This is a genomic window from Streptomyces flavochromogenes, from assembly GCF_000717595.1.
In the GTDB taxonomy this organism is placed as follows: domain Bacteria; phylum Actinomycetota; class Actinomycetes; order Streptomycetales; family Streptomycetaceae; genus Streptomyces; species Streptomyces flavochromogenes.
In genome coordinates this window covers 65,084-91,434 of record NZ_JNZO01000021.1, presented here as the reverse complement: position 1 = coordinate 91,434, position 26,351 = coordinate 65,084, and the positions used below count along the sequence as shown (strand labels likewise).

The window sequence follows — 26,351 nt, the reverse complement described above, 5'->3', positions numbered from 1 at the left end:
TCACAGGGGGAGCGGGCAGGATGAACAGCGAAGAACCACGTCAGGGCCAGGGCTGGCCGGCGCCGCCGGGTCACCCGCCGGCCGGGCCGGCGAACGGCGGACACGAGGGTTACGGCGACGGATACGGAGGCGGGTACGGCGGTGGATACGGCGCCCCGCCGCCGATCGTCGTGACGCGTGCGTCCTCGCACCGCGGTGCCTGGATCGGCGCGGGAGCCACGCTGGTGGCGGCGGTGATCGGCGTCGTCGGTACGTATCTGGTGAGCACCGGCAACGATGCCGGCCCCACGCCGCCGCAGGCACAGACCCCGGTGACGAGCTCGGCCACCCCCTCCGGAGCCGAGACCGGCGACGACACCACCGTGGACTCCGCGCAGAGCCCGGAGCCCACGCCGAGCCAGGAGACCTCGACGCCCCCGGCGAAGCAGACCTCCGCGGCCCCGCCCGCGAAGCCGGGCGGCACGGAGGAGTGGAAGGGAGCCCTGGTGATCACGTACACGGATGACAAGGACCTCGACTCCGCACCCCCCGTGGAGTCCGAGATCCGCGCGGAGAACGACTTCTCCGTCTACCCGTTCGGCGGCCACATGCTGCGGCCCGGTGACGACGTCAAGGCGCTGGTCTGGAAGGACTCGACGAACAAGACGCCCTCGTACGAGGACTGCGCACGGGACATCGACACCCTGGGCACCTCGACGGAGACGGAGCTCAAGACCGGCATGGTCGTCTGCGCCGCGACGAACGACGGCCGCCTCGCCCGCCTGACCGTCAAGGAACTGGCAGGTCTCGCCTCCGACACGCGCGCCGTCTTCGACGTCGTCGTCTGGAGCCGCTGACCGGAGCCCCGTCGGCCCCGGGGCGGGTCGGTCAGAGGTCCTTGCCGTACCAGATGTCCATGTACGGGCCCGTGCAGTACGCCGGGATCTCGCCGTACCCGTGCCGGGTGTACAGGGCACGCGCCTCGACCAGGTCGAGACGTGTGTTCAGGACCATCCGGCGGGCACCGAGTCCGCGCGCGGCGTCCTCCAGGTTCCCCAGGAGGGCGCCCGCCCCGCCCAGGCCGCGGAAGGCGTGGCGAAGGAACACGCGGGTGAGTTCCGCCCGGCCCTCGTCGAGGAGGAGCACCCCGCCGCAGCCGGCGGGCTTGCCCTCGTACCGTGCGACCAGGAACTGCCCGGTCGGCGGGATGAGCAGCTCGACCCCGTCGTTGGTCAGGCCCCCGTCGATCTCCGCCCGCGTCGCGGGGCGCTTCCAGTAGCGGCTCGCGACATCGTCGTAGTAGTCGCGGCGCAGGGCGGTGGCGTCCGGGGTGTCGACGCGCTCGGGGGAGAAGGTCCAGGTCATGCGCGCCATTGTGCGGCGCGCGTGACCTGGCACGCAGCTCGATTGTCGCCGGATGCCCGGCTGGATGATCAGCTCTTCGGGGACGCCTGCTGCACGACCTCGAAGGACCAGAGGGTGGAGCCGGACGCCGCGGGCCTGGGCCGCTCGCCCCCCTCGGCGCCCTCGGCGCCACCCGCGCCGCCGCCGTGCGCGGCCTTCATGGAACCGTTCATCCAGGCCTGGAAGTCCTCCTCGCTGCGCCAGCGCGTGTACACCAGGTACTGGTCGGTCCCCTCGACGGGGCGCAGCAGCTCGAACCACTCGAAACCGTCGGACCCCTCCACGGCTCCGGCCCGGGAGGCGAAGCGCTGCTCCAGGACCTCACGCTGCTCGGCCGGCACGGTCAGGACGTTGATCTTTACGATGCTGGGCACACGACACCTCTCGGGAAGGACAGGCCGGGCGCTGCGCCGAGCCTTGATCACGTACGTGCAGTCTCGTACATCCGCGGGTCAAAGCGGCGTGAGGACGATTCCCGGCACCCGTGGCGCAGAGCGAACCGTGCGGATGCTGCTGCGAGGCTCCGCAGGCGAGTGCGGGACGGAGTTCGAGCGCGCCGTCTAGCGTGCCCACCACGTTCCTGCCGCCCCGCCGGCCGTGGCGACCAGGGTGAGGAGCCATCCGGGGATGCGCTGCGCGACGACGTGGAACCCGTAAAGGCGCAGTTCGAACACAGGCCGGGTGTCGGTCTTGGAAGTCATGGCTACCTCTCGTGTGCTGATGCCGTGGAGCGCAGGCAGGGGTGTGGGGCGCTCGGCAGGGGGTTCGAGCCCCCGACCGGATGCACGTGATGCGCGCTCGACGGGCTTGAGACGGGTCGGGCGGGCCTGTCCTCCGGCTCCTGTCGCGCGCCGCTGCGTGACGTCGAGGGAGGAAAGGACCCCACGCCACGACGCAACGTGGGGTGTCACGTCGAGGTCGACGCTATGCAGCGAGGAGAGACGACCGCGCCGTTTCGGGCCGAACCCGGTCCCTGTGCGGCCAGTTCGACGACGTCGTGATCAGCGGCGGGCGTGGCGCGGTGGTGCACTTCGAGCTGATCCCAGGGGGGGTCACCGCCCCTGGGATATCGCGCTGATCACGGGAAAAGCCTATCGCCCGTGCCCCCGGGGCCGTCATGAGCCGTATGTGTACAAACGAGGGGGTGGAACTTTGACGTTCTGCACAGCGCTCCGGGACCGCGTAGGACGGTCTCGCGGTCGCGAGACGCTCCGTTCTGTTAGGGTCGCTCGTATGTGTTCCGTCATCCACAACTGGCAGGCGATCCGTACCCGTTCGGGGTGCTGACCGCGGTGCCGGCCTGCGCCCGGCACGCGGACCCGCGTCCACCGTTCGCCTCCTGATGACGAGGAATCCCACCATGCGCGCACCCTCGCGCCCCACTTTCGTATGCGTCCACGGCGGCTCCAGCAACGCACGGGCCTGGGGCCCGCTGCAGAACGAGCTGGCACTGCTCGGACACCGTTCGTACGCCGTCGATCTGCCCGGACACGGCGACCGGGCCGAAGGCCCCGCCGCCTACTACCGGCAGCCCCAGGACCTGACGGCGCTGGCCGCCGCCCCGTCGCCGATGAGCGGGGTCACGCTGCGGGACAACGTGCGGCATGTGACGGACGTCCTGCGGCGGCTGGCCCCGCTGGGGCCGGTCGTGCTGGTCGGCAACAGTCTCGGCGGCCTGACGATCGGCGCCGTCGCCGACGCCGTGCCGGACCTCGTGGACCGGGTGGTCTACCTCTCCGCGTTCTGCCTCGCCGACCCGGCGATGCTCACCGGGGCGTGGGACGTGGTCGACGAGAACCTGCTGGACGCGGCGGTGGCGCGGATCGCCGTGCCGCTCACGGGCGAGTCCGCAGATCCGGGTGTGGTCCGGCTGAACTGGCGGGCGGCGCACGCGGATCCCGCCGTGTTCGCCGAGCTGAAGGCCGCTGTCATGGCCGATTCCACCGACCGTACGTTCGGAGCGCTGCTCGACACCCTGGACCCGGACGAGAACCACGGGGTGCTGGAGCCGGGGGCGCTGGTCACGGCGGAGCGCTGGGGCCGGGTCCCGCACACCTACGTCCGGCTCTCCGGGGACGCGAGCATCACCCCGGCGGTGCAGGACTACATGATCCGCAAGGCCGACGAGCTGACGCCGCACAACCCGTTCGAGGTGCACACCCTGGACGCCTCGCACGTCGGCTACTTCAGCCGGCCCGCGCTCTTCGCGGAACTGCTGGCAGGCCTCGTCTGAGGCCCCCGGGTGTCTCCCTTCCCTCCGTGCGGCGGGGAAGGGGGACACCCGCGGGGGCCCTAACGCACGACGCGGGCGAGCAGCAGGCCGTCGTAGCCCTTGGTGCCGACCGTCTGGATGGCCGTCGCGTCCAGGCGGGGCTCGGCGGCGACGAGGTCGAAGAGTTCGCGGGTGCCGGTGATCGCCGGGTCGTCCGGGGCGGGGGTGGTGATCCTGCCGCCCCGCACCACGTTGTCGACGACGATCACCGTGCCGGGGCGGGAGAGCTTCAGGGCCCACTCCACGTAGCGCGGGTTGTTGACCTTGTCGGCGTCGATGAAGACCAGGTCGAACGGGCCCACGCCCTCCGCCTCCAGCTGCGGCAGGCTGTCCAGGGCCGCGCCGGTACGGACCTCGACGATCTTGTCGAGGCCGGCGTGGGCGAGGTTGGCGCGCGCGACGTCGGCGTGGGCCGGGTCGTATTCGAGGGTGATGAGCCGGCCGTCGGCGGGCAGGGCCCTGGCCAGCCAGATCGTGCTGTAGCCGCCGAGGGTGCCGATCTCCAGGATGTTCCGGGCACCCTGCATCCGGGCGAGCAGGTGGAGGAGCTTGCCCTGGTTGGGGGCGACGGCGATCTCGGGCAGCCCGGCCGCCGTGGAGGCGCTGAGAGCGGCGGTCAGCGCCTCGTCGGCGGGGGCGATCGTCTCGGTGAAGTAGGCGTCGACTGCGTTCCACTGAGGGTTCGTCATGCGGCCGAACGTACACCGGGGCCGGCCGCCGGGCGGCGCCTTGCCGCCCGTACGGCCAGGAGCGTCGCGAGGGCGGCGAGGAGCAGACCGCCGCCCACCGTCAGCAGCCACACGGGGATCCCGGCGCCCACCGTGAGAAGCCGGTCGGTGTACTCGACCCGGCGGTACGGGGTGTCGGCGACGGCCCGCAGGTGGTGGTCGTCGTCGATCCGCTCCGGGTGGGGGAACTCCTGCTCCAGAACGGTGAGTTGGACCGGTCGTCGTCCGGCGAGTCCGGCGACGGGACCCTCGGGCTCGATCCGGCCGGCGAAGGTCACCTCGGGTGCGTCGCCGCCGATGGGGGAGCGGGGCTCCATCCGGTGCTCGGCGAGGATGTAGAGGCCGAGGCTCTGGGAGGTCTTCGCGAGCCGAGAAAGGCGCATGGGGTAGACGAGTTCGGGTGAGGCGAAGGTGATGCGCAGCGGGGTCAGCTCGCCCTGGAGGACGGCGTCCTCCTGCTGCGGTGCGAGGCGGACGGCGACGTACTCCCACCGTCGTTCCACGTACGGCTGGAGGGCGCCGGTCAGCCGTTCGGGCAGCTCGAAGCCGTTGGTCCGCAGCCAGTCGCCGAGGGCGTCAGGGTCGGTGGCGGTCAGCCGGGCGACGTCGAAGGGGCCGAGCCGTTCGCGGCCGACGACGCCGACACCGCCCGCGCCGGGCGGCGGGGCGCCGGCCCCGTCCCCGTGGTCGAGGTCGAACGGCCAGTCGCCCTCGCGCGGCCAGAAGTGGAAGCGGTCGCGCTGCTCCGGCTCGGTGAGCCGGTCGAGCGCGTCGAAGAGCTCGGGGTCGCCGAGGGTGACGTCGGCGCGGCTCGGCACGGGCATGATCCAGGCGGCGTGCTCGGCGTCGCCGTGGACGTCGAAGCGCATGACGACGGTCTCGGTCCGTCCGTCCCAGCGGACGGCCGACTCCTCGCGGTCGACGCCGATGCGCTGGTCCTTGGTCGGGATCATGGCGCCGCAGCCGCAGGCGTACGCCGGTGCGACGAGCGAGCCGAGCTGGAGCGCGAGCAGCGCGACGATGGTGGTCAGAATTCTGTGTGTCCCCCGCATGCGGGGTGGGACGTGCCGGGTGACCCTCCGGTTCCGTCCGTGAGGTTCCGGTTCCGGTTCCGGTTCTGGTTCCGGTTCCGGTTCCGGTTCTGCCGGAGAGGTGCCGTTCCGGTTCCGTCCCGCCCCGCTCCGACGCTCAGGCCCCGGCGCGGACCCGGAGCTCCTTCACCCCGTTCAGCCAGGCGGCCCGCAGCCGGCGTGGTTCGCCGGCGAGGGTCAGGTCGGGCAGGGCGTCCGCCACGGCGTTGAAGATCAGCTCGATCTCCTTGATGGCGAGGGACTTGCCCAGGCAGAAGTGGGGCCCGCCGCCGCCGAAGCCGAGGTGCGGGTTCGGATCGCGGGTGATGTCGAAGCGTTCGGGGTCGGTGAAGACCTCGGGGTCGTTGTTGGCGGAGGAGTAGAAGAGGCCGACGCGGTCGCCCTTGGCGATCTTCTGGCCGCCGATCTCGGTGTCCTGGGTGGCGGTCCGCTGGAAGGAGACGACGGGGGTCGCCCAGCGCACGATCTCCTCGGCGGCGGTCGCCGGCCGTTCCCGCTTGAAGAGTTCCCACTCGTCGGGGTGGGTGAGGAAGGCGTGCATGCCGTGGCTGATGGCGTTGCGGGTGGTCTCGTTGCCCGCGACGGCGAGCAGCAGCACGAAGAAGCCGAACTCGTCGGAGGAGAGGTTGCCCTCGCCCTCGGCGGCGACGAGCTGACTGACGATGTCGGCGGCGGGGCATTCCTTGCGGGCGGCGGCCATGTTCATCGAGTAGCCGATGAGTTCCATGGCGGCCTCGGCGCCGATCTCCTCGGTGATGGCGTACTCGGGGTCGTCGTACGCGACCATCTTGTTCGACCAGTCGAAGATCCGGGAACGGTCCTCCTGGGGGACGCCGATGAGTTCGGCGATGGCCTGGAGGGGGAGTTCGACGGCGACCCGGGTGACGAAGTCGAAGGTGCCGTCGGCGTCCGCGGCGCGCCTGGCCTCGTCGACGATGGCGTGGGCGCGGTCGCGCAGGGCCGTCTCCAGGTTCCGGATCGCCCGCGGGGTGAAGCCGCGCTGGACGATCTGGCGGACCCGGGTGTGCTCGGGCGGGTCCATGTTGAGCATGATCAGCTTCTGGACCTCGATCTGGTCCCGGGTGATGTGCTCGTTGAAGCGGATGACGGCCGTGTTCTCGTTCGAGGAGAACAGCTCGGGATGCGTGGAGACGTACTTGACGTCCGCGTGGCGCGTCACGGCCCAGTACCCGCCGTCCGCGAAGCCCGTGACGCCGGGCGGCTGGGGGCACCACCACACGGGTGCGGTCTGCCGCAGCCGGGCGAACTCCGGGAAGGGGACGCGGTCGCGGAGCAGATCGGGGTCGGTGGCGTCGAACCCCTCGGGAAGGTGGGGACAGGGCATCGGCAACACACTCCACATCTGAGGGAATTCTGATGAGGCGATCTGATGGGCCGTCAGGAGTTGCCGGGAAAGTTAGTAACGAGTTCTACAAGTAGCAAGGGTCAGAACGGGAAGTGTTGCCTCCCGGACCCTTGCGTACCCGCGGTAGCAGTCATAAGACTGCACTCAGAACTAGAACGCGTACTAGTTCCCCCGTGACGCCGACCGACGGGCTGCCGGGACGCCCCGTCCGGTCGAGGAGAGGACGAGCTCATGGCCGCGGAACCCGTCATCGTCGAAGCCGTACGCACCCCCATCGGCAAGCGCGGAGGCGCGCTCGCCAACCTCCATCCCGCCTACCTCCTGGGCGAGACCTACCGCGAACTCCTCGGGCGCACCGGCATCCACGCCGACTGCGTCGAGCAGATCGTCGGAGGTACGGTCACCCACGCCGGCGAGCAGTCCATGAACCCGGCCCGCACGGCCTGGCTCACCATGGGCCTCCCCTATGAGACGGCCGCCACCACCGTCGACTGCCAGTGCGGCTCCTCGCAGCAGGCGAGCCACATGGTCGCCAACATGGTCGCGGCCGGCGTCATCGACATCGGGATCAGCTGCGGCGTCGAGGCCATGTCCCGCGTTCCGCTCGGCTCCGGGTCCAAGCACGGCCCCGGCAAGCCCTTCCCCGACGAGTGGAACGTCGACCTGCCCAACCAGTTCGAGGCCGCCGAGCGCATCGCCCGCCACCGCGGCCTCACCCGCGAGCGCGTCGACTCCCTCGGCCTGCTCTCCCAGGAACGCGCCGCGAACGCCTGGTCCGAGGAGCGCTTCAAGCGCGAGACCTTCGCCGTCCAGGTCCCCACCACCGAGGAGGAGCAGGCCGCCGGGCAGGGCATGTGGCGGCTGGTCGACCGCGACGAGGGCCTGCGCGACACCACCATGGAGGGCCTCGCCCGACTCAAGCCCGTCATGCCGACCGCCGTCCACACCGCCGGGAACTCCTCCCAGATCTCCGACGGCGCCGCCGCGATCATGTGGGCCTCCAAGCGCATGGCCCGCGCCCTCAAGCTGAAGCCCCGCGCCCGGATCGTCGCCCAGGCCCTGGTCGGCGCCGACCCGCACTTCCACCTCGACGGACCGATCGACGCCACGCGCGCCGTCCTCGGCAAGGCCGGGATGTCGCTCCGGGACATCGACCTCGTCGAGATCAACGAGGCCTTCGCCTCGGTCGTGCTGAGCTGGGCCCAGGTCTTCGATCAGGATCTGGAGAAGGTCAATGTCAACGGGGGTGCGATCGCCCTCGGTCACCCCGTCGGGGCGACCGGGGCCCGGCTGATCACCACCGCCCTGCACGAGCTGGAACGCGCCGACAAGGAATTCGCGCTGATCACGATGTGCGCGGGCGGCGCGGTGGCGACCGGGACGATCATTCAGCGGCTGTAGGCAGCCGCGGCGACCGGCGGCACCCAGGGCCCGGTGGAGCCGGAGAACGCCGCAGGCCCCGCCCTCCCTGACGGGAGGCGGGGCCTTGCGGGTGTGCGCTTGGGCGGCGGTGACTCTTAGTACCAGCCGTTGGCCTGCCAGAACGCCCAGGCGGCGTTCGGGGAGCCGTAGCGCTCGTTCATGTAGTTCAGACCCCACTTGATCTGGGTGGCGGGGTTCGTCTTCCAGTCGGAACCGGCCGAGGACATCTTCGAGGCCGGGAGGGCCTGGACGAGGCCGTAGGCGCCGCTGGAGGAGTTCGTCGCGGTGTGGTTCCAGTGCGACTCGTGCTCGACGATCTTGCTGAAGGACGCGTACTGCGAGGCGGGCACGATCTTGCGAGCGACATCCTGCGGGCTGGCGGCGGAAGCCGAGCCCGTCGTGCCGATGACCGCACCCGAGGCGGCGAGCAGGACAGCTGCGGTGCCGGCGAGGGTCTTCTTGCGGGCGGCGACACGAGCGGTGATCGAGCGGATCAAGGTTTCTGCCTAACTTCGGGAACAAGGGATGCGTCAGGCGATTTCGGCAAGCCGGAACCAGGGCCCGGGGAACCCGGGAACTGGGGGAATCCGGCCGACCGAGGCGCTGCGGTGAGCACCGGCTGCCTGGCGACGTCCACCAGACAAGCAGGGCTGGAACGCCGATGCAACGACCCCCTGTACGAGGAAGGTTCGGACCCCGGAGGAAGGTCCCGGGGGGTGGGTGTGGGGCATTTCCGCAGGTCATGCCCTGCTGTGGGCGGTTTGTACGGGTACCGCCCGACTACTATTCCGGCTCGTACGTGACGTAGGTCCTGTGGGGCGGCTCACCCGGAGAGGGCCTCTCGGGGCCCTCGAATGTGACCTGGGCCTCGAAGTTCGCCCGTCGAGTCGCCCGCCGCAAGGCCTTCAGGAGCGTGCCGCCGATGGAGAGGGTGAGGACCACGGTGAGAACGGCCCGTCCCAGGTCCCAGCCGAGGGAGGTGGCGGTGACATAGGCCAGGAAACGCACCAGGTTCTCGTGCAGCGGAGCGCCCGGCTGGAACGAGATCCCGCTGCTCAGGCCCTGGAGCAGCACCCAGCCCTGCAGATTCATGATCGTCCCGTACGCGAACGCCGCCACGAACCCGTACACCGCGAGCATCAGCAGCTCACCCCGGCCCCGCAGCCCGCCCGGCCCCGGCAGCAGCCCGGCACCCATCGTGAACCAGCCCATCGACAGCATCTGGAACGGCATCCAGGGCCCCACCCCGCCTGTGAGCAGGGCCGAAGCGAACATCGTCACCGCGCCGAGGACGAAACCGAAGCCCGGCCCGAGGACCCGGCCGCTCAGCACCATCAGGAAGAACATCGGCTCCAGACCGGCCGTCCCCGCGCCCAGCGGCCGCAGGGCCGCGCCCACGGCGGCCAGCACGCCCAGCATCGCCACCGCCTTCGCGTCCATCCCGCAGTCCGCGATCGTCGCCACGACCACCGCGACGAGGAGCGGCAGCAGCGCCGCGAACAGCCACGGCGCGTCCCCGGCGTGCGAGGTCACGGCGGAACCGGCGTCCGCGAAGAGGGGCCAGCAGAAGGCGAAAAGACCGATGAGGGAGACCAGGGCGAGGGCGGTGACGGAGCGTGCCCCCAGTCGGACCGCACGTACCGGGCGGGTCGTCACAGCGCCGCCTCCACCTGCTCGACCGTGAGCCACGGCTGCGGGGCCAGGATCTTCGCCACCTGAGGCGAGAACGCGGGAGAGGAGACGACCACCTCGGCCGTCGGCCCGTCCGCCACCACCTCGCCGTCGGCGATGATCACCACCCGGTGCGCCAGCTCGGCCGCCAGCTCCACATCGTGCGTCGCGAGCACGATCGCGTGTCCCTCGGCGGCGAGGGTACGGAGACGGGCGACCAGACGGGCCTTCGCCGCGTAGTCCAGGCCGCGGGTCGGCTCGTCCAGGAGGAGCAGGGGCGGGCGGCCGGTCAGCACGACGGCGAGCGCGAGTGCCAGCCGCTGCCCCTCCGACAGGTCCCGGGGATGGGTGTCGTCCGCGACGCCCGGCAGCAGCTCGGACACCAGCGCCCGGCATGTCCCGGGCGCGGCGCCCGCGTCCCCGTCGGCCGCCGCGCACTCGGCGGCGACGGTGTCCGCGTACAGCAGGTCCCGCGGCTCCTGCGGAACCAGGCCCACCTGCCGGATCAGCTCGCGGGGGCTGGTGCTGTGCGGGACCCGGCCCGCGACGCGGACGGTGCCGGAGGTCGGGGCGATCATGCCGACGAGGGTGGAGAGGAGAGTGGACTTGCCGGCGCCGTTGCGGCCCATGAGGGCGAGGGTCTCGCCCGCCTGGACCTGGAGGTCGATCCGACGGAGCGCCTCGACGCGGCCCCGGCGGACGGCGAGGCCTTCGGCGAGGACGAGAGGGGCGGGTCCGGGAGCGGTCTCGGTGCGGCGCCGTTTGAAGAGGCCGATTCCCCCACTCCGCCCCTTCCCGTGACCGGGGGCTCCGCCCCCGGACCCCCGCGCCTCGGACGCAGGCGAGGCCGGACCGTGGGGAAGAGGCCCCGCAGGGACCCGGTCCTCCAGGCGGGCCTTCAGCTCTCCGGCCCGGCGTCGCGCGTCCCGCACCGTCAGCGGCAGCGGATCCCACCCCGCCAGCCTTCCCAGCCCCACCACCGGCGGATGCACCGGTGACACCGCCATGATCCCGGCCGGCGCGCCCATCACGCCGTCCGGCAGCATCAGCACCTGGTCCGCGTACTGCACCACCCGCTCCAGGCGGTGCTCCGCGAGCAGCACCGTCGTGCCCAGGTCGTGCACCAGTCGTTGGAGCACCGCCAGGACGTCCTCCGCGGCCGACGGGTCCAGCGCCGACGTCGGCTCGTCCAGGACCAGGACCTTCGGGTGCGGGGTCAGGACCGAGCCGATCGCGACCCGCTGGCGCTGGCCTCCGGAGAGCGTCGCGATCGGACGGTCGCGGAGTTCCGCGAGGCCGAGCAGGTCCAGGGTCTCCTCGACCCGGCGCCGCATGACGCCCGGCGCGAGGCCCAGGGATTCCATGCCGTACGCCAGCTCGTCCTCGACCGTGTCGGTGACGAAGTGCGCGGACGGGTCCTGGCCGACCGTGCCCACCAGGTCGGCCAGCTCGCGCGGCGGATGCGTGCGGGTGTCGCGGCCGTCGACGGTGACGCGGCCGGTCAGGGTGCCGCCCGTGAAGTGGGGGACGAGGCCGGAGACCGCGCCGAGGAGGGTGGACTTGCCGACGCCCGAGGGGCCGACGAGCAGGACGAGCTCGCCCTCGGGGACGGTCAGGTTCACGTCCCGCAGGGTCGGCTCGGCATCCTCCTCGTAGGTCACCGAGACGTTCTCGAAGCGGATCACGCCTTCTCCTTCGAAGCGGGAGCTGTTGCGGGTACGGGAGCCACGAAGGCCGGCAGCAGGCCCACCAGGACCGACACCGCGGGCCAGAGCGGCAGCTCCGGCGCCTCCAGGGGGACGACCCCGGGGTGCAGAGCCTCCGGCGCGTAGGTGTTCGCCCAGATCATCAGGACCGCCACCGCCACCCCGGACCCCGCGACCAGCCAGGCCCGCATCCCCCAGTGGTCCGGCCGGTACCGGGTGCGGACCGTCCGGCGTCCGCCGAGCCGCAGCCCCGCCATGGCCGCGAGCAGCCCGGCGCCGAGCAGCGGCAGCCCGTATCCCGCGCCCTCCGCCGCGAGGAGCCCGTACGAACCGGCGCAGATCCCGAGCAGTCCGCCCAGGGTCAGGACGTTCGTGGTGCGGCGCACCGAGGCCGGGACCTGCGCCGTCCGGCCGTACCCGCGTGCGTCCATCGACGCCGCGACCGCGATCGACCGCTCCAGGGCTCCCTCCAGGACCGGCAGCCCGATCTGGAGCACCGCCCGCACCCCGCCCGTGGGGCGGCCGCGCAGGCGTCGGGCGGTACGCAGCCGCACCACGTCGGCGACCATGTTCGGCGCGAAGGTCATCGCCACGACGACGGCGACCCCGGCCTCGTACAGCGCGCCCGGCAGCGACTTGAGCAGCCGCGCCGGGTTGGCGAGCGAGTTCGCCGCGCCCACGCAGATCAGCAGGGTCGCCAGCTTCGCGCCGTCGTACAGCGCGAACACCAGCTGCTCGGCCGTCACCCGCCCCCCGATCCGCACCCCCTGCGCCCACTCGGGCAGCGGCACCTCGGGCAGCGTGAACATCAGGTGCGTCCCCGGGATCGGGGAGCCGAGCAGCAGCGAGAAGACGACCCGCAGGAAGACGACGAACAGGCCGAGCTTCACGAACGCGCCGTACGAACGCGCCCAGGGCGCGTCCGTGCGCCGGGCCGCCACGACATAGCCCGCGACCCCTACGAGGAGGCCGAGGAGGAGGGGGTTCGTCGTGCGGGAGGCCGCGACGGCCAGGCCGAGCGCCCACACCCACCACGCTCCGGCGTGCAGGGCGTTGGACCGGCTCGCCTCCGGGGCGCGGAGGACGTCACTCACCTTCATACGGGGCTCACCCACGTGCGTGTCGCGTCCACCTGCGTGCGTACCGGGCTCATCCGCGTGCGTCCCGGGTCCACCCACGTGCGTGTCGCGTCCACCTGCGTGCGTACCGGGCTCATCAGCGCCGGCGGGCCTTCCAGATCGCCGCCCCGCCCAGGGCCAGCACGGCCGCCCCGCCGGCGAGTACGCCGAAGGACGGGCCCCCGCCCTCCCCGCCGGCCGTCGCCGACGCGCTCGGCGCGGCCGACGCCGGGGTCTTCCCGGCCTCCCCGGTCCCACCGTTCTCCGCGACCGGCTCGCCGCAGCCCCGCGCCGGGTAGCCGGCGACCCCGCACAGCATGGCCGCGCCGTCGTACCGCAGCGGCTTCGCCACCACGGCGAGCGCCTCCGCGCCCGTCGCGTCCTCACGGACCTGCGCACAGCCGACCTCGACCGGCTTCGCCGGCGGGGTCTCGCCGGGCGGCGCGTCCGCCGGGCCGCCGAAGTCGACGACGACCGCGACCCGCTTCGTACCGTCCTTCTTCTCCACGCCCCCGCAGATCCCCGTGAAGTCGGGGGCGACGGACGGTCGGGAGGCGTCGTTCGTGCCGTTGCTGATCGCGAAGCGGAAGCCGATCGCGTCGCCGTCGGCGGGACGTGCGGTCGCCGGACCCTGCGTGGCGTACGCCCAGGGCTTCCCGCCGTCGCTCTCCCAGAACGACCAGTAGCGGTAACCGGCGGCCTGCGCCGGAGCCGCCGCGGCCACGACCGCGGTGAGCGTCAGCAGCGCCCCGGCCGCGGCTCCCGCGGCACGGGAGCCACGCCTTCGCGCGCCCCTCCCTCTCGCGGCGGTCACTTCTTGCGGCCGCTCACGAGGAAGCCGATGCCGACGCCGACGACCATGCCGATGCCGATGATCCACCAGATGTCGAAGCCGCCCTCGTCGTCACTGGTGGAGGAGGCCGAGGTGTCCGGCGTCTTCGGCGCCGGGCCGGTGGCGTTGAGCTGCTCCACCAGGTCCGCCGCACCGAACTCGCGCGGGTCGGTCTCCGTCGCCCGCGCGGCCAGGATCAGCTGCGCGTACGCGGCCGGGCCGCTCTGCTTCGCCCAGGCGGCGGAGTTCTTCTCCAGCCACTCCACGGCGGGCTTCGCCTCCTTCGAGGCGCCGGACGCGGCGAGCGCGATGACGGCGTCGGCGGTGTTGCCGACGTCGGGCTGCTCGGTGGTGTCGGTGGCGCCCGGCATCGGCGGCAGGGTCAGGTGGCCGGTCTTCGCGAGCGCCTTCGCCAGGTAGGAGGCGCCGTTGAGCGCGGCCCGCTCGACCGTCGGCTTCGACAGGTCGTTGCAGACCGGCGGCTGCTCGGGCGAGGCCTTGGTGGCGACGACGCTCTTGCCGAGGCCCGCGAGGGTGGCCGCGGCGGTGGCGTCGGCGTTCGCGAGGAGCTTGCCGGCCTTGTCGGGCTGGTACGCGAAGGCCCCCGGGCCCTCCTTGTCCGAGCAGGGCAGGGCGAAGGAGAGGAGCGCGTCGTAGGGCGTACGGCCCTCGGCGGAGGTGAACAGGCCGGGCCGCAGACCCGTCGAGGCGAGCGCGCCGACGACGACCGAGGTGGAGTTGGCATCACTGGCGCCGCCCGGGCTGTAGCCCCAGCCGCCGTCCTTGTTCTGCACGGTGCGCAGCCAGTCGGAGCCCGCCTTGACGGCCTTGTCGATCGCCTCGGGGGAGGCGGACTGCTTCCGGACCGCGCGGAGCCCCTGGACGGCGATCGCGGTGGCGTTGGTGTCCCGCATGGTCTTCGCGTCGCAGGGCGTCGTGGCGTCCGCCCGGTATGAGCCGAACGAGCCGTCGGCGCACTGCTGGCCGAGCAGCCAGTCCACGGCCTTGTCGGAGGGCTGGAAGCCGGTGGCGCGCTGGGCGAGGAAGGCGAGCGACTGACGCCACACGCCGTCGTACGTCGGGTCGCTCTTGCCGTACAGACCGTCCGGGACCGTGACGGCGGAGGGCGTGGGGGAGGGCGCGGTGGCGGCCGCTCCTGCCACCCCGGCCGCTCCGGTGCCGAGCAGGACGGTGGCGGCTGCGAGCGCGGTGGCGCCGCGGCGGACGGTGTTCATGGGGCCCTCTCCTGCGGCCGGGCACCGGCACGCCTCAGGGGCACCAGGCTCCGGCTCCGTATTCCTCGACGGTGCCGGCGGTCACGTCCCGGACGGGGCATTCCGACTCACGACTCCTTGGGCGGGAGTCGCTCACGGTTGCGGGTCAGTGCCGGAGTTCCACCGGCTTCCCCCCGTACGGGCATGATGACGACCCGCCCACTCTACCGGCCCGTATGCCCGCGGCCCGGCTGGTGCGAGGCGCCTCACACCGGGCCTCGCGGGTACGGCGGGCGGGCCCGAGACGCGGGCCGCCTCACACCGCCACGTACTTCACGGGGTCCGTGCCCTGCACCGCCTCCGCGCGGCCGAGCTTCACCAGGCGGCGCAGGTGCGCCTCGGCCTCGCTGACGGCGATGTTGCGGGAGCCGTAGGGGATCTGGTCCCAGGGGCGGTTCCACTCCATCCGCACGGCGAGCTGCCAGGGGGTGAGCGGGGTGGCGAGCAGGCCGAGGAGTCCGGTGAGGCGCTCCTCGTGGTGGTCGAGGAGCTCGCGGACCCGGCCGGCGGCGTCGGTGAAGGCGTGCTGGTGGGCGGGGAGGACCTCGGCGACGCCGAGGCGGCCGATGCGTTCGAGGGAGTCGAGGTAGTCACCGAGGGGATCGGTGACGGTGGAGTCGTCGGGGTCCTCGTACAGCCCGATGTGCGGGGTGATCCCGGGCAGCAGATGGTCGCCCGAGAAGAGCCGGCCGTGGCCGGGCAGCCGGGAGGGGTGCTCCTCCTCCAGGTGGAGGCAGACGTGGCCGGGGGTGTGGCCGGGGGTCCAGATGGCGCGCAGTCGCCGTCCGGCGAGGTCGAGGAGTTCACCGGGGACGATCTCCCGGTCGGGGAGGGCGGAGCGCAGACCGGGCAGGGTACGCATCCGGCCGGAGGTGCGGGCGGCCCGCAGGGGGACGAGGTGGTCCTCGGGGGCGCCGACGGCGGCGAGTTTGCGGGCGAGGTAGTCGAGCCAGGTTCCCGGCTCGGCCGCCCGGGTGCGGCGTACGACGTCGGTGTCGGCGGCATGCATCGCGATCCAGGCCCCGGACGCTTCGCGGACCTTGCCGGAGAGGCCGTGGTGGTCGGGGTGGTGGTGGGTGATGACGACGCCGTGGACGTCCGGCACGTCGATGCCCAACGCGGCGAGACCGCAGGTGAGTTCGGTCCATGAGGCCGGGTCGTCCCAGCCGGTGTCGACGAGGACCGGTCCGCGGTCGGTGTCGAGGACGTGGACCAGGGTGTGGCCGAGCGGATTGTCGGGGATGGGCACCCGGAGCGACCAGACGCCTCCGCCGTGCTCGTTCACCTGGGGCATGGGTCCCTGCATGGATCCCTCATCTCTCCACGGCGGTACGGAATCTCCACGGCGGTGCGGAGCGTGCTCGCCCATTGCCCACTATAACTAGAACTGGTATCAGTTCTGAGGCATCGTCAGGGAATTCATCTCCTCATGAAGGCGGCGGTCATGACCGAGCTTGTGGAGCACGGAAAGCTGTTCATCGGCGGGGAGTTGACCGACCCGCTCGGCGAGGACGTCATCGAGGTCGTCTCCCCGCACACCGAGGAGGTCATCGGGCGCGTCCCGCACGCCTCCACCGCCGATGTCGACCGGGCCGTGGCGGCCGCCCGTCGGGCGTTCGACGAAGGGCCCTGGCCCCGGATGGCGGTGGAGGAGCGGATCGCCGTCGTCAGCCGCATCAAGGACGCGATCGCCGTACGCCACGAGGAGATCGCCCGCTCCATCAGTGCGCAGAACGGCTCCCCGTACTCCTGGTCCGTCCTCGCCCAGGCGCTCGGCGCGATGATGGTGTGGGACGCGGCGATCACCGTCGCCCGCGACTTCACGTACGAGGAGCGGCGCGGTGGCGTCCTCGGCCCGCTGCTCGTCCGGCGTGAGCCGGTCGGGGTGGTCGCGGCCGTCGTCCCGTGGAACGTGCCGCAGTTCACCGCCGCCGCCAAGCTGGGGCCCGCGCTGCTCGCCGGCTGCACGGTGGTGCTCAAACCCTCGCCGGAGTCGCCGCTCGACTCGTACATCCTCGCCGACATCGCCACCGAGGCCGGGCTGCCCGAGGGGGTGCTGAGCATCCTGCCCGCCGACCGCGAGGTCAGCGAGTACCTCGTCGGCCACCCCGGCGTCGACAAGGTCTCCTTCACGGGCTCGGTCGCCGCGGGCAAGCGGGTCATGGAGGTCGCCGCCCGCAACCTCACCCGCGTCACCCTCGAACTCGGCGGGAAGTCGGCCGCCGTGATCCTGCCCGACGCGGACCTCGCGACCGCCGTCGCCGGGATCGTCCCGGCGGCCTGGATGAACAACGGCCAGGCGTGCGTCGCCCAGACCCGGATCCTCGTTCCCCGCTCCCGGTACGAGGAGATCGCCGAGGCCTTCGCCGCGGCGGCCGGCGCGCTCGTCGTCGGCGACCCGCTCGACCCGGCCACCCAGGTCGGGCCGCTGGTCGCCCAGCGGCAGCAGCAGCGCTCCCTCGACTACATCCGCATCGGCCAGGAGGAGGGTGCCAAGGTCCTCTCCGGTGGCGGCCGCCCGGCCGGGCTCGACCGCGGCTGGTACGTCGAGCCGACGCTCTTCGGCGGCGTCGACAACTCCATGCGGATCGCCCGCGAGGAGATCTTCGGACCGGTGATCTGTCTCCTGCCGTACGGGGACGAGGCCGAGGCCCTGCGCCTCGCGAACGACTCCGACTTCGGGCTCAGCGGCAGCGTCTGGACCGGGGACGTGGAACACGGCATCGACTTCGCCCGGGGCGTGCGCACCGGCACCTTCAACGTCAACACCTTCAGCCTGGACATGCTCGGCCCGTTCGGCGGCTACAAGAACTCCGGCCTGGGACGGGAGTTCGGGCCCGAGGGCTTCAGCGAGTACCTGGAGCACAAGATGATCCACCTCCCGGCCGGTTACGAGGGCGGCGCCTGATGGGAGACCGCTGGCACGTCGAGGTCGACCGGAGCGTCTGCATCGGCTCCGGCATGTGCGTGAACCACGCCCCGGACGGTTTCCGTCTCGACACCGCCCGGCAGTCCCACGCCCGGGAACCGGAGTCGGACGCGGGCGAGAAACTGCTCGCGGCGGCCGAGGGGTGCCCGGTGGAGGCCATCATGATCACTCTCGCGGACGGCGGGGAGCCGGTCTTCCCGCCGGAGGAGTAGCCGGCCCGTCCGGACCCCCGCGTGGTCGGCGCGGCTGGTCCCGCCGCCCGCCGCCCGCGCCGCCGAAACCGTCGTGACCTGCGCGTACCGCGTGTGTGAGACTCCCTCGGCACACGTACGTACGCGCAGGGAGCGGGGCAGTCATGCGGGGTCGGGGCAGAGGGTGGGCGAGGGTCGCGGGAGCGACGGCGGTGGTGGTCCTCGGGGCGGGGTGCGGGGTCGGCGACGGCACCGGTGGCGGGTCCGCCTTCGGCCGTGAGACGGCGCACGCCGAGATCGTCGCCGCCGTGAAGAAGGCGGGGCTGCCGAAGTCCGACCTGCCGGGAATCGGCGGGCCGACCCCCGCGGGCTCCACGCCGCTTCCCACGCCGTCCACGGACCGGCAGCGACTGGAGGAGCGCGCTTACGCCTGTACCGCCGCGTGGCAGTACGCGGGCCCGCCCGTCGACGGATCGCGGGGCGACTTCGAGAAGGCGGTCACCGGACTCGTCGCCGAGGGCTGGGTCCAGGGCGAGCGCCAGGTGGAGAAGCTCGATCCGAAGGGCGGCACCATGCTCCAGTTCACGCTCAGGAAGCGCGGCTGGGTGATGTACGCCCGTCACGCCGGCGTGACGGGCTCGCTGAGCATGGAGATGATCTCCCTGAACGCGACGGAGACCGCGTGCATGAACCGGTTCACCGAGCAGGAGAGGAAGGCCCTGTTCGGGGAGGACGCCGAACGGGGCTGACGGAAGGCGTGGTTGCGTACGCCGCCCGTTCCCACGTGCAAAACTGTGCCCTTGAAAACGGGGGCAAGAGGCCGTCGTACGTGCGGATTTGGGAGTGTTGTGCGCAAGGCGAATTGGGTGGCCGCGGCCGCCGGTGCGGTGCTGCTGGTCGCCGGTTGCGGAAGCGAGGGCGGTACGGACAAGGGCGGCTCGTCCTCGGGCGGTTCGACCTCGGCCGGTGCGTCCTCGACGGGCGGCTCCGGCGGTTCCGGCGGCGAGCGGCTCACCGGTGCCGTGGTCACCGAGGAGCTCACCGACGCGGCGACCGGGGCCGGCTTCACGCAGGACGCCTCGGGCGAGCAGATTCCGGCCGAGGCCAAGGACTGCATGGTCAGCTGGACGGCCGACGCCGAGAAGGCGAAGGACCCGGCGAAGTCCTACACGGACACCGTCGCGACCCTGGCCAAGGGCGGCTGGAACGAGGAGCGGAAGACCGAGCAGGGCGGCTCGGTGATCAAGTCCCTGAAGAAGAGCAGCTGGCAGCTCCAGGCCAGCAACCACTCCGCCGGCCCGCTGAAGCTGGTCATGTTCGTGGCCGTCGACAGCAGCCCGGAGTGCGCGGCGGCTCTCACGGCGGCCAACAAGGCCACGCCTTCGTCCTGATCCACCGGCACCACCCGAGCCCCCGGCACATCAGCGGCCGGGGGCGCGGGCCGTCGCGCCTCCGGCGTCCGCGCGGCCCGTCAGCGGCGCGCCGCCGCCTCCGGGGCCGTCAGGTCGATCAGCCGGCAGACCGTCTCGATGTCGATCTTCACCTGTGCGATCGAGGCGCGCCCCGACAGCCAGGTGATCAGCGCCGAGTGCCAGGTGTGCTCGATCACCCGGACCGCCGAGAGCTGCTCCGGGGTCGGGTGCTCGGTGCCCATGGCGTCCAGGATGATCGCCGTCGTCAGCCGCGAGACCGTGTCGACCTCGGGGCTCACCCCGCGGTCCGCGAAGGTCAGCGCCCGCACCATCGCGTCGGCGAGCTGCGGCTCGCGCTGGAGCGCGCGGAAGGCCCGCATCAGCGTCTCCGCCACCCGCTCCGCCGGATCGGCGCCCGCCGGCGGCCGCTTCCGCAGGGTCGTGTGCATGTGCTGGAGCTGGTCCTGCATCGTCGCGACCAGCAGGTGGATCTTGGAGGGGAAGTAGCGGTACAGCGTCCCCAGGGCCACCCCGGCCGCCTCCGCGACCTCCCGCATCTGCACGGCGTCGAAGCCGCCGCGCGCCGCGAGCTGGGCGCTGGCGTTCAGGATGCGGCGGCGCCGTGCCTCCTGGCGCTCCGTGAGGGGCGGCGCCGCGGGTCTGTGGTCCGCTCTGATGTCTGCGGTCATGAGGTCCCGTTCCGTGCGGTGGGGAGCGACAGTATGGCGGTGCGGGCGCCGTGGCGCGAATCACCTGTTCCGGCTCTCACCACAGAGCTACCTGCCGGTAGATTCTGTCCTCCTTGAAGGATCAAGAAGATCAGGCCAGAAGATCAAGAACGATCAAGTCTGTAACTTGTTCTAGATTAGCGCGAGCGGTTACGCTCCGGCGAAACCACGCTCGAAGGGGGTCGCGCATGACCGCTGAGGCCATAGAGGCAAGCCCCCGACAGGGCGTCACCGCAGCCGGTGACAGACCGTTGCGGATCGCTCTCCTCACGTACAAGGGGAACCCCTTCTGCGGTGGTCAGGGCGTCTACGTCCGGCACCTCTCCCGCGAGCTCGCCCGCCTCGGTCACAGCGTCGAGGTCATCGGCTCACAGCCGTACCCCGTCCTCGACGAGGGCGAGGACCTGGCGGGGCTCATGCTCACCGAGCTCGCCAGCCTCGACCTCTACCGCTCGCCGGACCCGTTCCGCACCCCGAAGCGCGACGAGTACCGCGACTGGATCGACGCCCTCGAGGTCGCCACCATGTGGACCGGCGGCTTCCCCGAGCCGCTCACCTTCTCCCTGCGGGCCCGGCGGATGCTCGCCGCCCGCCGCGGAGACTTCGACGTCGTCCACGACAACCAGACCCTCGGGTACGGGCTCCTCGGTGGCCCGCGCGCGATCGGCGCACCGCTCGTCACCACGATCCACCACCCCATCACCGTCGACCGGCAGCTCGAACTCGACGCCGCCGCCGACTGGAAGCGCCGCGCCTCCGTCCGTCGCTGGTACGCCTTCACCCGCATGCAGAAGCGCGTCGCCCGCCGGCTGCCGTCCGTGCTCACCGTCTCCGGCACCTCCCGGCAGGAGATCGTCGACCACCTCGGCGTACGCGACGACCGCATCCGGGTCGTCCACATCGGCGCCGACACCGACCTGTGGTCGCCCGACCCGGCCGTCGCCGAGGTCCCCGGCCGGATCGTCACCACCTCCAGCGCCGACGTCCCGCTCAAGGGCCTCGTCCACCTGGTCGAGGCGCTCGCCAAGCTCCGCACCGAGAACCCGGACGCGCACCTCGTCGTCGTCGGCAAGCGTGCCGAGGACGGCCCGGTCGCCGCGGCCATCGAGCGGTACGGACTGGCCGGGGCCGTCGAGTTCGTCAAGGGCATCAGCGACGCGGAGCTCGTCGACCTGGTGCGGTCCGCGCAGGTCTCCTGTGTGCCGTCGCTGTACGAGGGCTTCTCGCTGCCGGCGGCGGAGGCGATGGCGACGGGAACGGCGCTCGTCGCGACGACGGGCGGTGCGATCCCCGAGGTGGCCGGGTCCGACGGGGAGACGTGTCTGGCGGTGCCGCCGGGGGATGCGGGGGCGTTGGCCGCCGCGCTCGGGCGGGTCCTGGCTGATGCGGCGCTCCGGGCGCGGCTCGGTGCGGCGGGGCGCGAGCGGGTGCTGTCGCGGTTCACCTGGGCGAAGGCCGCGCAAGGCACCGCGGAGCTGTACCGCGAGGCGGTTGCCCGTCAGGGAGCCGGAGCCCGCCGGTGACTTCTCGCCATCGTCGCCGGGTGCGGCCCGGCGGGTGGGTCGCGCCCACCGTCCCCCAAGGCCTCGGCTTCGACCGAGCAGGGGGGACCCCCATCGCCCCGCGGAACGATTGCCCCCCACCGGTCGTCACCGGCGACACCCGCCCACGACAGGGCGGCGACTGCCCACACCGACTCCTCAACCGCGAAAGCAGGACCTCGTGCTGACCGTCGACTTCACCCGCTTCCCGCTCGCCCCCGGCGACCGTGTGCTCGATCTGGGCTGCGGTGCGGGCCGGCATGCCTTCGAGTGCTACCGGCGCGGTGCGCAGGTCGTGGCCCTCGACCAGAACGGCGAGGAGATCCGCGAGGTCGCCAAGTGGTTCGCGGCGATGAAGGAGGCCGGCGAGGCCCCCGCGGGTGCGACCGCCACCGCGATGGAGGGCGACGCGCTCAACCTGCCGTTCCCCGACGATTCCTTCGACGTCGTCATCATCTCCGAGGTCATGGAGCACATCCCCGACGACAAGGGTGTGCTCGCCGAGATGGTCCGCGTCCTCAAGCCCGGCGGGCGGATCGCGATCACCGTCCCGCGTTACGGCCCCGAGAAGATCTGCTGGACGCTCTCCGACGCCTACCACGAGGTCGAGGGCGGTCACATCCGCATCTACAAGGCCGACGAGCTCCTCGGCAAGATCCGGCAGGCCGGACTCAAGCCGTACGGCACCCACCACGCGCACGCGCTGCACTCGCCGTACTGGTGGCTGAAGTGCGCCTTCGGCGTCGACAACGACAAGGCGCTGCCGGTCCGCGCGTACCACAAGCTCCTGGTCTGGGACATCATGAAGAAGCCCGCCCTGACCCGGGTCGCCGAGCAGCTGCTCAACCCGGTGGTCGGCAAGAGCTTCGTGGCGTACGCGACCAAGCCCCACCAGCCCAAGGCCGACACCCAGTGACCTCCCCCGAGCGGATCGCGGAGCACCTCGTCCTGCCCGGGGTGCTCACCGCCGAGCAGGCCGCGGAGACCGTCGCCGGGATACTCGCCGTACAGCGCGAGGACGGCGCCCTGCCCTGGTTCCGGGGCCACCACCTCGACCCGTGGGACCACACCGAGGCCGCGATGGCCCTGGACGCGGCCGGTGAGCACGCCGCCGCCACCCGCGCCTACGAGTGGCTCGCCCGGCACCAGAACAGCGACGGCTCCTGGTTCGCGGCGTACCACGACGGCGAGCCCGACCAGGTCACCGACCGCAGCCGGGAGTCCAACTTCGTCGCGTACATAGCGGTGGGTGTCTGGCACCACTACCTCTCGACCGGCGACGACGCCTTCCTCGACCGGATGTGGCCCGCCGTCTACGCGGCCGTCGAGTTCGTCCTCGGGCTCCAGCAGCCCGGTGGCCAGATCGGCTGGAAGCGCGAGGCCGACGGCACGCCGGTGAACGACGCGCTCCTCACCGGGAGTTCGTCGATCCACCAGGCGCTCCGCTGTGCCCTCGCCATCGCCGAGACCCGTGAAGAGCCGCAGCCGGACTGGGAGTTGGCGGCCGGGGCGCTCGGTCACGCGATCCGCCGTCACCCCGAGCGCTTCCTCGACAAGTCGCGCTACTCGATGGACTGGTACTATCCGGTCCTCGGCGGCGCGGTCACCGGCTCCCAGGCCAAGGACCGGATCGAGGCCGACTGGGACACGTTCGTCGTGCCCGGACTCGGTGTGCGCTGCGTGATCCCCAACCCGTGGGTGACCGGCGGCGAGAGCTGCGAACTCGCCCTCGCCCTCTGGGCGATGGGGGAGTCGGACCGGGCCCTCACCATCCTCCAGGACATCCAGCACCTGCGCGCCGAGAACGGCATGTACTGGACGGGGTACGTCTTCGAGGGCGAGACGGAGGGCGACAAGGCCGTGTGGCCCGAGGAGCAGACGGCCTGGACGGCCGGTTCCCTGCTGCTCGCGGTGGCCGCACTCGGCGGCGAGGAGGCGACCGTGGCCGTCTTCGGCGGCGAACGCCTCCCGGCGGGCCTCGACCCGGACTGCTGCTGATTCCCCGCCCGGCACGACGGCACGGGGCGGGACCCATTCGGAGTCGCCCGCGTGGCGGCACCGGGGGCCCCGGGTGAGGCTGGCGCCACAACCCTCCAGGGAGGTCCTGTCGTGCCCAGATCCGTACCCCGGTCCGTGGCCCGTGGTGTCGTGGCCCTGATGCTGTCGTGCGCTCTGCTCCTGACGACCGCCGCCTGCGGCGACGACGACGCGAGCGCGGGTGGTGCCGCGACGCCGACGGCTTCGGGCACCTTCGAGCAGCAGAGGCTCGCCAAGACCCGGTTCGTGGCCAACGCGGGTCTGGCCGCGGGAGCCACGTACCAGTGGATCGTGAAGCCGTACCGCGCGGGCAAGTTCAAGAAGGGCGCGGACGGCCGGACCCTGGCCCTGGTGAAGGCGGGCCTCGCGGGCGCGTTCACCTACAACCGGCTCAAGGCCGCGACGAACAACGCCAAGGGCGATCCACTGCTGTCGAAGGCGGTCGCGCCGCTCACGGCCGGGATCGAGTCGCTCAAGGAGCTCGGGACGAAGCTCCGCAAGGGCGAGGTCGGCGACGGGGACGTCGGCGCCTTCGAGAACGTCATCAACAGCGTCAAGGACGCCGGCAAGAGCGCCGGCGCCGAAGTCGTCGAGAAGGTCCCCAGCGCCTCCCAGCTCAGCGGCGGGTGACACCAGGACGCCGGCTACGCGTTGAGCTCCGCGAGCAGACGGAGGGTCGCGGGGTCCGGTGAGGTGACGAGGAGGTCCGTCACCGGACCCCGCCGCCATGTGTCCAGCCGTTCGGCGATGCGCTGCCGGGGGCCGACCAGGGAGATCTCGTCCGCGAAGGCGTCCGGGACCGCGAGGACGGCCTCCTCGCGCCGCCCGGCGGCGAACAGCTCCTGGACGCGCCTCGCCTCTTTCTCGTACCCCATCCGCCCCATCAGGTCGGCGTGGAAGTTGCGGGCCGCGTGCCCCATGCCGCCGATGTAGAAGCCGAGCATCGCCTTGACCGGCAGCAGTCCGGCCGTCACGTCGTCGCACAGCTGGGCGCGGACCATGGGGGCGACCAGGAAGCCCTCCGGGAGCCGCTCGGGCAGCGCGTACACCTCGGACCAGCGCTCGGGGGACCAGTACAGCGGCAGCCAGCCGTCGGCGATCGTGAGCGTCTGCGCGATGTTCTTCGGCCCCTCGGCACCCAGGAGGATCGGGAGGTCGGCCCGGAGCGGGTGGGTGATCGGCTTGAGGGGTTTGCCGAGGCCGGTGCCGTCGGAGCCGGTGTACGGGTGGGAGTGGTGGCGCCCGTCGAGCCGGACCGGCGCCTCGCGGCGCAGCACCTGGCGGACGACGTCCACGTACTCGCGGGTCGCGGTCAGCGGCGAGCGGGGGAAGGGGCGCCCGTACCAGCCCTCGACGACCTGCGGCCCGGACAGTCCGAGGCCGAGCATGACCCGCCCGCCGGAGAGGTGGTCGAGGGTGAGCGCGTGCATCGCGGTGGTCGTGGGCGCCCGGGCGGCCATCTGCGCGACGGCGGTGCCCAGCTTGATCCGGCTGGTGTGGGCGGCGATCCAGGTGAGCGCGGTGAAGGCGTCGGAGCCCCAGGCCTCCGCCGTCCACACCGAGTCGTAGCCGAGCCGTTCGGCCTCGCGGGCGAGGTCGAGGCGGTCGGGGGAGGGGCCGCGGCCCCAGTAGCCGAGGGCGAGTCCGAGTCGCATGCCCCGCATCCTTTCTGACGATCCGTCAGTTCAGGTGGATGCGGGGACTGTACGCCAACGGCCCCCCGCCCGGAAGGGATTCGCTTCCGGGCGAGGGGCCGTCGGTCGTGCCGCCTGCGGCGGATCAGCCGCGCTGGATGCCCGTGGTGTCCTGCAGGACACCACGACGGCCGTCCTGCGTCTGGGCCACCAGGGTGGCACCGCGCTGCTCGACCGCCAGGTACCAGGTACCCGGGGCCAGTTCGGCGATCGGCGCCTGCGAGCCGTCCTCCGCGTACAGCGGACGGGCGACCGGAACCGCGAACCAGAACGGCTCGAAGCCCGCGGCCGGCTGCGCCTGCGGGGCCTGGGCCTGCGGCTCGGGCTGCTGTGCGGCCTGCGGCTGCGGGGCGGCGGCCTGCGCGCCGAACGGCTGGCCCGCACCCTGCGACGGGTCCTGGGGGCCGCCGTACTGCGGGTGCTGCGCACCCGGGTAGCCGTAGCCACCGGGGACGCCCTGCGGGCCGGGCTGGCCCGGCTGCATGCCGTACGGCTGCGGGGTCTGCGGCTTGGGCGCGCCGACGAGCGGGGCCTTCAGGGCCGGGACCATCGGTCCGGCGACGGCCGCACCGGCGAGCACCAGGGCGGCGATCACGCCGAGGATCAGGCCCGCGCCGGCGTTGTTCGACTCGAAGACCCACATCAGCAGGGTCCACGCGGAGGCGATGGTGAACGTGGCGCCGACCTGGCCGAGCTCCAGGCCGGCCACCTTGCGCTGCTCCGGCAGGCTGCGGGAGAAGACGACGAGCGCGGCACCGGCGATGCCCAGGAAGAAGGAGCCCCAGCCGAGGGGCGACGCCTCCCAGGAGTTCGGGTTCTCGATCTGGTCGCAGATCGCCTCGGGTCCGTCACAGCCGGAAATGCCGAGGAACGAGGCGATGAACAGCACCACCGCTGCACCGATCAGCACGCCATCGCCTCGGGTGAGGGAGCGGATATTCACGTAAGAAGTCCTT

Annotated in this window: 27 protein-coding genes and 1 riboswitch; of the genes, 11 read left to right on the top strand and 16 right to left on the bottom strand. The window is 72.2% G+C overall.

All coding sequences use genetic code 11. The features are described 5' to 3' along the window. Nucleotides 1-20 precede the first annotated feature (20 nt). Complete coding sequence (locus tag IF00_RS0125360; RefSeq protein ID WP_030321749.1) at nucleotides 21-836, top strand: hypothetical protein; 816 nt, start codon at nucleotides 21-23, stop codon at nucleotides 834-836. A gap of 31 nt (nucleotides 837-867) precedes the next feature. Here the strand turns inward: IF00_RS0125360 and IF00_RS0125355 are convergent, their stop codons facing one another. The 3 genes from IF00_RS0125355 to IF00_RS45760 all read right to left on the bottom strand — a co-directional run bounded on the left by IF00_RS0125355 (nucleotide 868) and on the right by IF00_RS45760 (nucleotide 2,084). Then, the gene (locus IF00_RS0125355; protein ID WP_030321748.1) at nucleotides 868-1,353 is read right to left on the bottom strand and encodes a GNAT family N-acetyltransferase; all 486 of its coding nucleotides are present in this window, start codon (nucleotides 1,351-1,353) and stop codon (nucleotides 868-870) included. Between the two features lie 59 nt (nucleotides 1,354-1,412). Then, the gene (locus IF00_RS0125350) at nucleotides 1,413-1,757 is read right to left on the bottom strand and encodes an antibiotic biosynthesis monooxygenase family protein (RefSeq protein ID WP_030321746.1); all 345 of its coding nucleotides are present in this window, start codon (nucleotides 1,755-1,757) and stop codon (nucleotides 1,413-1,415) included. Nucleotides 1,758-1,943: 186 nt separating this feature from the next. Beyond that, nucleotides 1,944-2,084 (bottom strand): hypothetical protein, encoded by a 141-nt coding sequence (locus IF00_RS45760; protein WP_158710519.1) that lies wholly within the window; start codon nucleotides 2,082-2,084, stop codon nucleotides 1,944-1,946. A gap of 659 nt (nucleotides 2,085-2,743) precedes the next feature. On the opposite strand from IF00_RS45760, the gene IF00_RS0125340 reads away from it, so the two are divergent. Then, a complete protein-coding gene (locus tag IF00_RS0125340; protein ID WP_030321744.1) occupies nucleotides 2,744-3,616 on the top strand; it encodes an alpha/beta hydrolase in 873 nt (290 codons plus the stop codon). 59 nt (nucleotides 3,617-3,675) lie between these two features. On the opposite strand, the gene IF00_RS0125335 is transcribed toward IF00_RS0125340, so the two are convergent. From IF00_RS0125335 to IF00_RS0125325, 3 genes are all read right to left on the bottom strand, one after another. Next, nucleotides 3,676-4,344, bottom strand: a complete 669-nt coding sequence (locus IF00_RS0125335; RefSeq protein ID WP_030321742.1) for an O-methyltransferase — start codon at nucleotides 4,342-4,344, stop codon at nucleotides 3,676-3,678. Further along, nucleotides 4,341-5,435, bottom strand: a complete 1,095-nt coding sequence (locus IF00_RS0125330; protein WP_030321740.1) for a DUF2330 domain-containing protein — start codon at nucleotides 5,433-5,435, stop codon at nucleotides 4,341-4,343. The genes IF00_RS0125335 and IF00_RS0125330 overlap by 4 nt, the downstream gene beginning before the upstream one ends. A gap of 136 nt (nucleotides 5,436-5,571) precedes the next feature. After that, complete coding sequence (locus IF00_RS0125325; RefSeq protein WP_030321738.1) at nucleotides 5,572-6,819, bottom strand: cytochrome P450; 1,248 nt, start codon at nucleotides 6,817-6,819, stop codon at nucleotides 5,572-5,574. 252 nt (nucleotides 6,820-7,071) lie between these two features. Here IF00_RS0125325 and IF00_RS0125320 point away from each other — a divergent pair, with 252 nt between their 5' ends. Continuing rightward, the gene (locus IF00_RS0125320) at nucleotides 7,072-8,241 is read left to right on the top strand and encodes a steroid 3-ketoacyl-CoA thiolase (protein ID WP_030321735.1); all 1,170 of its coding nucleotides are present in this window, start codon (nucleotides 7,072-7,074) and stop codon (nucleotides 8,239-8,241) included. A gap of 116 nt (nucleotides 8,242-8,357) precedes the next feature. On the opposite strand, the gene IF00_RS0125315 is transcribed toward IF00_RS0125320, so the two are convergent. The 7 genes from IF00_RS0125315 to IF00_RS0125285 form a co-directional block, all read right to left on the bottom strand. Then, a complete protein-coding gene (locus tag IF00_RS0125315; RefSeq protein WP_030321733.1) occupies nucleotides 8,358-8,759 on the bottom strand; it encodes an aggregation-promoting factor C-terminal-like domain-containing protein in 402 nt (133 codons plus the stop codon). 286 nt (nucleotides 8,760-9,045) lie between these two features. After that, nucleotides 9,046-9,918 carry an ECF transporter S component gene (locus tag IF00_RS0125310; protein ID WP_037639039.1) on the bottom strand — a complete coding sequence of 291 codons (873 nt, stop codon included), beginning with the start codon at nucleotides 9,916-9,918 and terminating at the stop codon, nucleotides 9,046-9,048. Continuing rightward, nucleotides 9,915-11,618, bottom strand: coding sequence for an ABC transporter ATP-binding protein (locus tag IF00_RS0125305; protein ID WP_030321729.1), 1,704 nt, complete (start codon nucleotides 11,616-11,618; stop codon nucleotides 9,915-9,917). Before IF00_RS0125305 ends, IF00_RS0125310 begins: the two co-directional genes overlap by 4 nt. Further along, nucleotides 11,615-12,739, bottom strand: a complete 1,125-nt coding sequence (locus IF00_RS0125300; RefSeq protein WP_030321727.1) for an energy-coupling factor transporter transmembrane component T — start codon at nucleotides 12,737-12,739, stop codon at nucleotides 11,615-11,617. Before IF00_RS0125300 ends, IF00_RS0125305 begins: the two co-directional genes overlap by 4 nt. 115 nt (nucleotides 12,740-12,854) lie before the next feature. After that, nucleotides 12,855-13,571 carry an SCO2322 family protein gene (locus tag IF00_RS0125295; protein ID WP_078944842.1) on the bottom strand — a complete coding sequence of 239 codons (717 nt, stop codon included), beginning with the start codon at nucleotides 13,569-13,571 and terminating at the stop codon, nucleotides 12,855-12,857. Continuing rightward, on the bottom strand, nucleotides 13,568-14,824 hold the full coding sequence (locus IF00_RS0125290; protein WP_030321724.1) for an SCO2321 family membrane protein: 1,257 nt from the start codon (nucleotides 14,822-14,824) through the stop codon (nucleotides 13,568-13,570). The genes IF00_RS0125295 and IF00_RS0125290 overlap by 4 nt, the downstream gene beginning before the upstream one ends. Nucleotides 14,825-14,919: 95 nt before the next feature. After that, nucleotides 14,920-14,997, bottom strand: a riboswitch (cobalamin riboswitch). A 122-nt stretch (nucleotides 14,998-15,119) separates the two neighbouring features. Beyond that, nucleotides 15,120-16,157: a Strvi_7410 family MBL fold metallo-hydrolase gene (locus tag IF00_RS0125285; protein ID WP_030321721.1), complete on the bottom strand. Its 1,038-nt coding sequence runs from the start codon at nucleotides 16,155-16,157 to the stop codon at nucleotides 15,120-15,122. 150 nt (nucleotides 16,158-16,307) lie between these two features. Here IF00_RS0125285 and IF00_RS0125280 point away from each other — a divergent pair, with 150 nt between their 5' ends. From IF00_RS0125280 to IF00_RS0125265, 4 genes are all read left to right on the top strand, one after another. Continuing rightward, entirely contained in the window at nucleotides 16,308-17,771 is a 1,464-nt protein-coding gene (locus IF00_RS0125280) for an aldehyde dehydrogenase (RefSeq protein ID WP_030321719.1), read from the top strand. Next, nucleotides 17,771-18,004, top strand: coding sequence for a ferredoxin (locus tag IF00_RS0125275; RefSeq protein WP_030321717.1), 234 nt, complete (start codon nucleotides 17,771-17,773; stop codon nucleotides 18,002-18,004). Before IF00_RS0125280 ends, IF00_RS0125275 begins: the two co-directional genes overlap by 1 nt. A 191-nt stretch (nucleotides 18,005-18,195) precedes the next feature. Continuing rightward, entirely contained in the window at nucleotides 18,196-18,732 is a 537-nt protein-coding gene (locus tag IF00_RS0125270; RefSeq protein ID WP_030321715.1) for a hypothetical protein, read from the top strand. A gap of 99 nt (nucleotides 18,733-18,831) precedes the next feature. Continuing rightward, on the top strand, nucleotides 18,832-19,374 hold the full coding sequence (locus IF00_RS0125265) for a hypothetical protein (RefSeq protein WP_030321712.1): 543 nt from the start codon (nucleotides 18,832-18,834) through the stop codon (nucleotides 19,372-19,374). A gap of 80 nt (nucleotides 19,375-19,454) precedes the next feature. Here the strand turns inward: IF00_RS0125265 and IF00_RS0125260 are convergent, their stop codons facing one another. After that, the gene (locus IF00_RS0125260) at nucleotides 19,455-20,084 is read right to left on the bottom strand and encodes a TetR family transcriptional regulator (RefSeq protein ID WP_037639037.1); all 630 of its coding nucleotides are present in this window, start codon (nucleotides 20,082-20,084) and stop codon (nucleotides 19,455-19,457) included. Nucleotides 20,085-20,311: 227 nt separating this feature from the next. On the opposite strand from IF00_RS0125260, the gene IF00_RS0125255 reads away from it, so the two are divergent. The 4 genes from IF00_RS0125255 (at nucleotide 20,312) to IF00_RS0125240 (ending at nucleotide 24,331) form a co-directional block, all read left to right on the top strand. Continuing rightward, nucleotides 20,312-21,646, top strand: coding sequence for a glycosyltransferase family 4 protein (locus tag IF00_RS0125255; RefSeq protein ID WP_030321708.1), 1,335 nt, complete (start codon nucleotides 20,312-20,314; stop codon nucleotides 21,644-21,646). 199 nt (nucleotides 21,647-21,845) lie between these two features. Further along, nucleotides 21,846-22,580 (top strand): class I SAM-dependent methyltransferase, encoded by a 735-nt coding sequence (locus tag IF00_RS0125250; RefSeq protein WP_030321707.1) that lies wholly within the window; start codon nucleotides 21,846-21,848, stop codon nucleotides 22,578-22,580. After that, nucleotides 22,577-23,662 carry a prenyltransferase/squalene oxidase repeat-containing protein gene (locus IF00_RS0125245; RefSeq protein WP_030321705.1) on the top strand — a complete coding sequence of 362 codons (1,086 nt, stop codon included), beginning with the start codon at nucleotides 22,577-22,579 and terminating at the stop codon, nucleotides 23,660-23,662. The genes IF00_RS0125250 and IF00_RS0125245 overlap by 4 nt, the downstream gene beginning before the upstream one ends. A 111-nt stretch (nucleotides 23,663-23,773) precedes the next feature. After that, complete coding sequence (locus IF00_RS0125240) at nucleotides 23,774-24,331, top strand: hypothetical protein (RefSeq protein ID WP_030321703.1); 558 nt, start codon at nucleotides 23,774-23,776, stop codon at nucleotides 24,329-24,331. A gap of 14 nt (nucleotides 24,332-24,345) precedes the next feature. Here IF00_RS0125240 and IF00_RS0125235 read toward each other — a convergent pair whose 3' ends face one another. Beyond that, complete coding sequence (locus IF00_RS0125235; protein WP_030321702.1) at nucleotides 24,346-25,356, bottom strand: LLM class F420-dependent oxidoreductase; 1,011 nt, start codon at nucleotides 25,354-25,356, stop codon at nucleotides 24,346-24,348. A 124-nt stretch (nucleotides 25,357-25,480) separates the two neighbouring features. Continuing rightward, entirely contained in the window at nucleotides 25,481-26,338 is an 858-nt protein-coding gene (locus tag IF00_RS0125230) for a DUF5336 domain-containing protein (protein ID WP_030321701.1), read from the bottom strand. Nucleotides 26,339-26,351 lie beyond the last annotated feature (13 nt).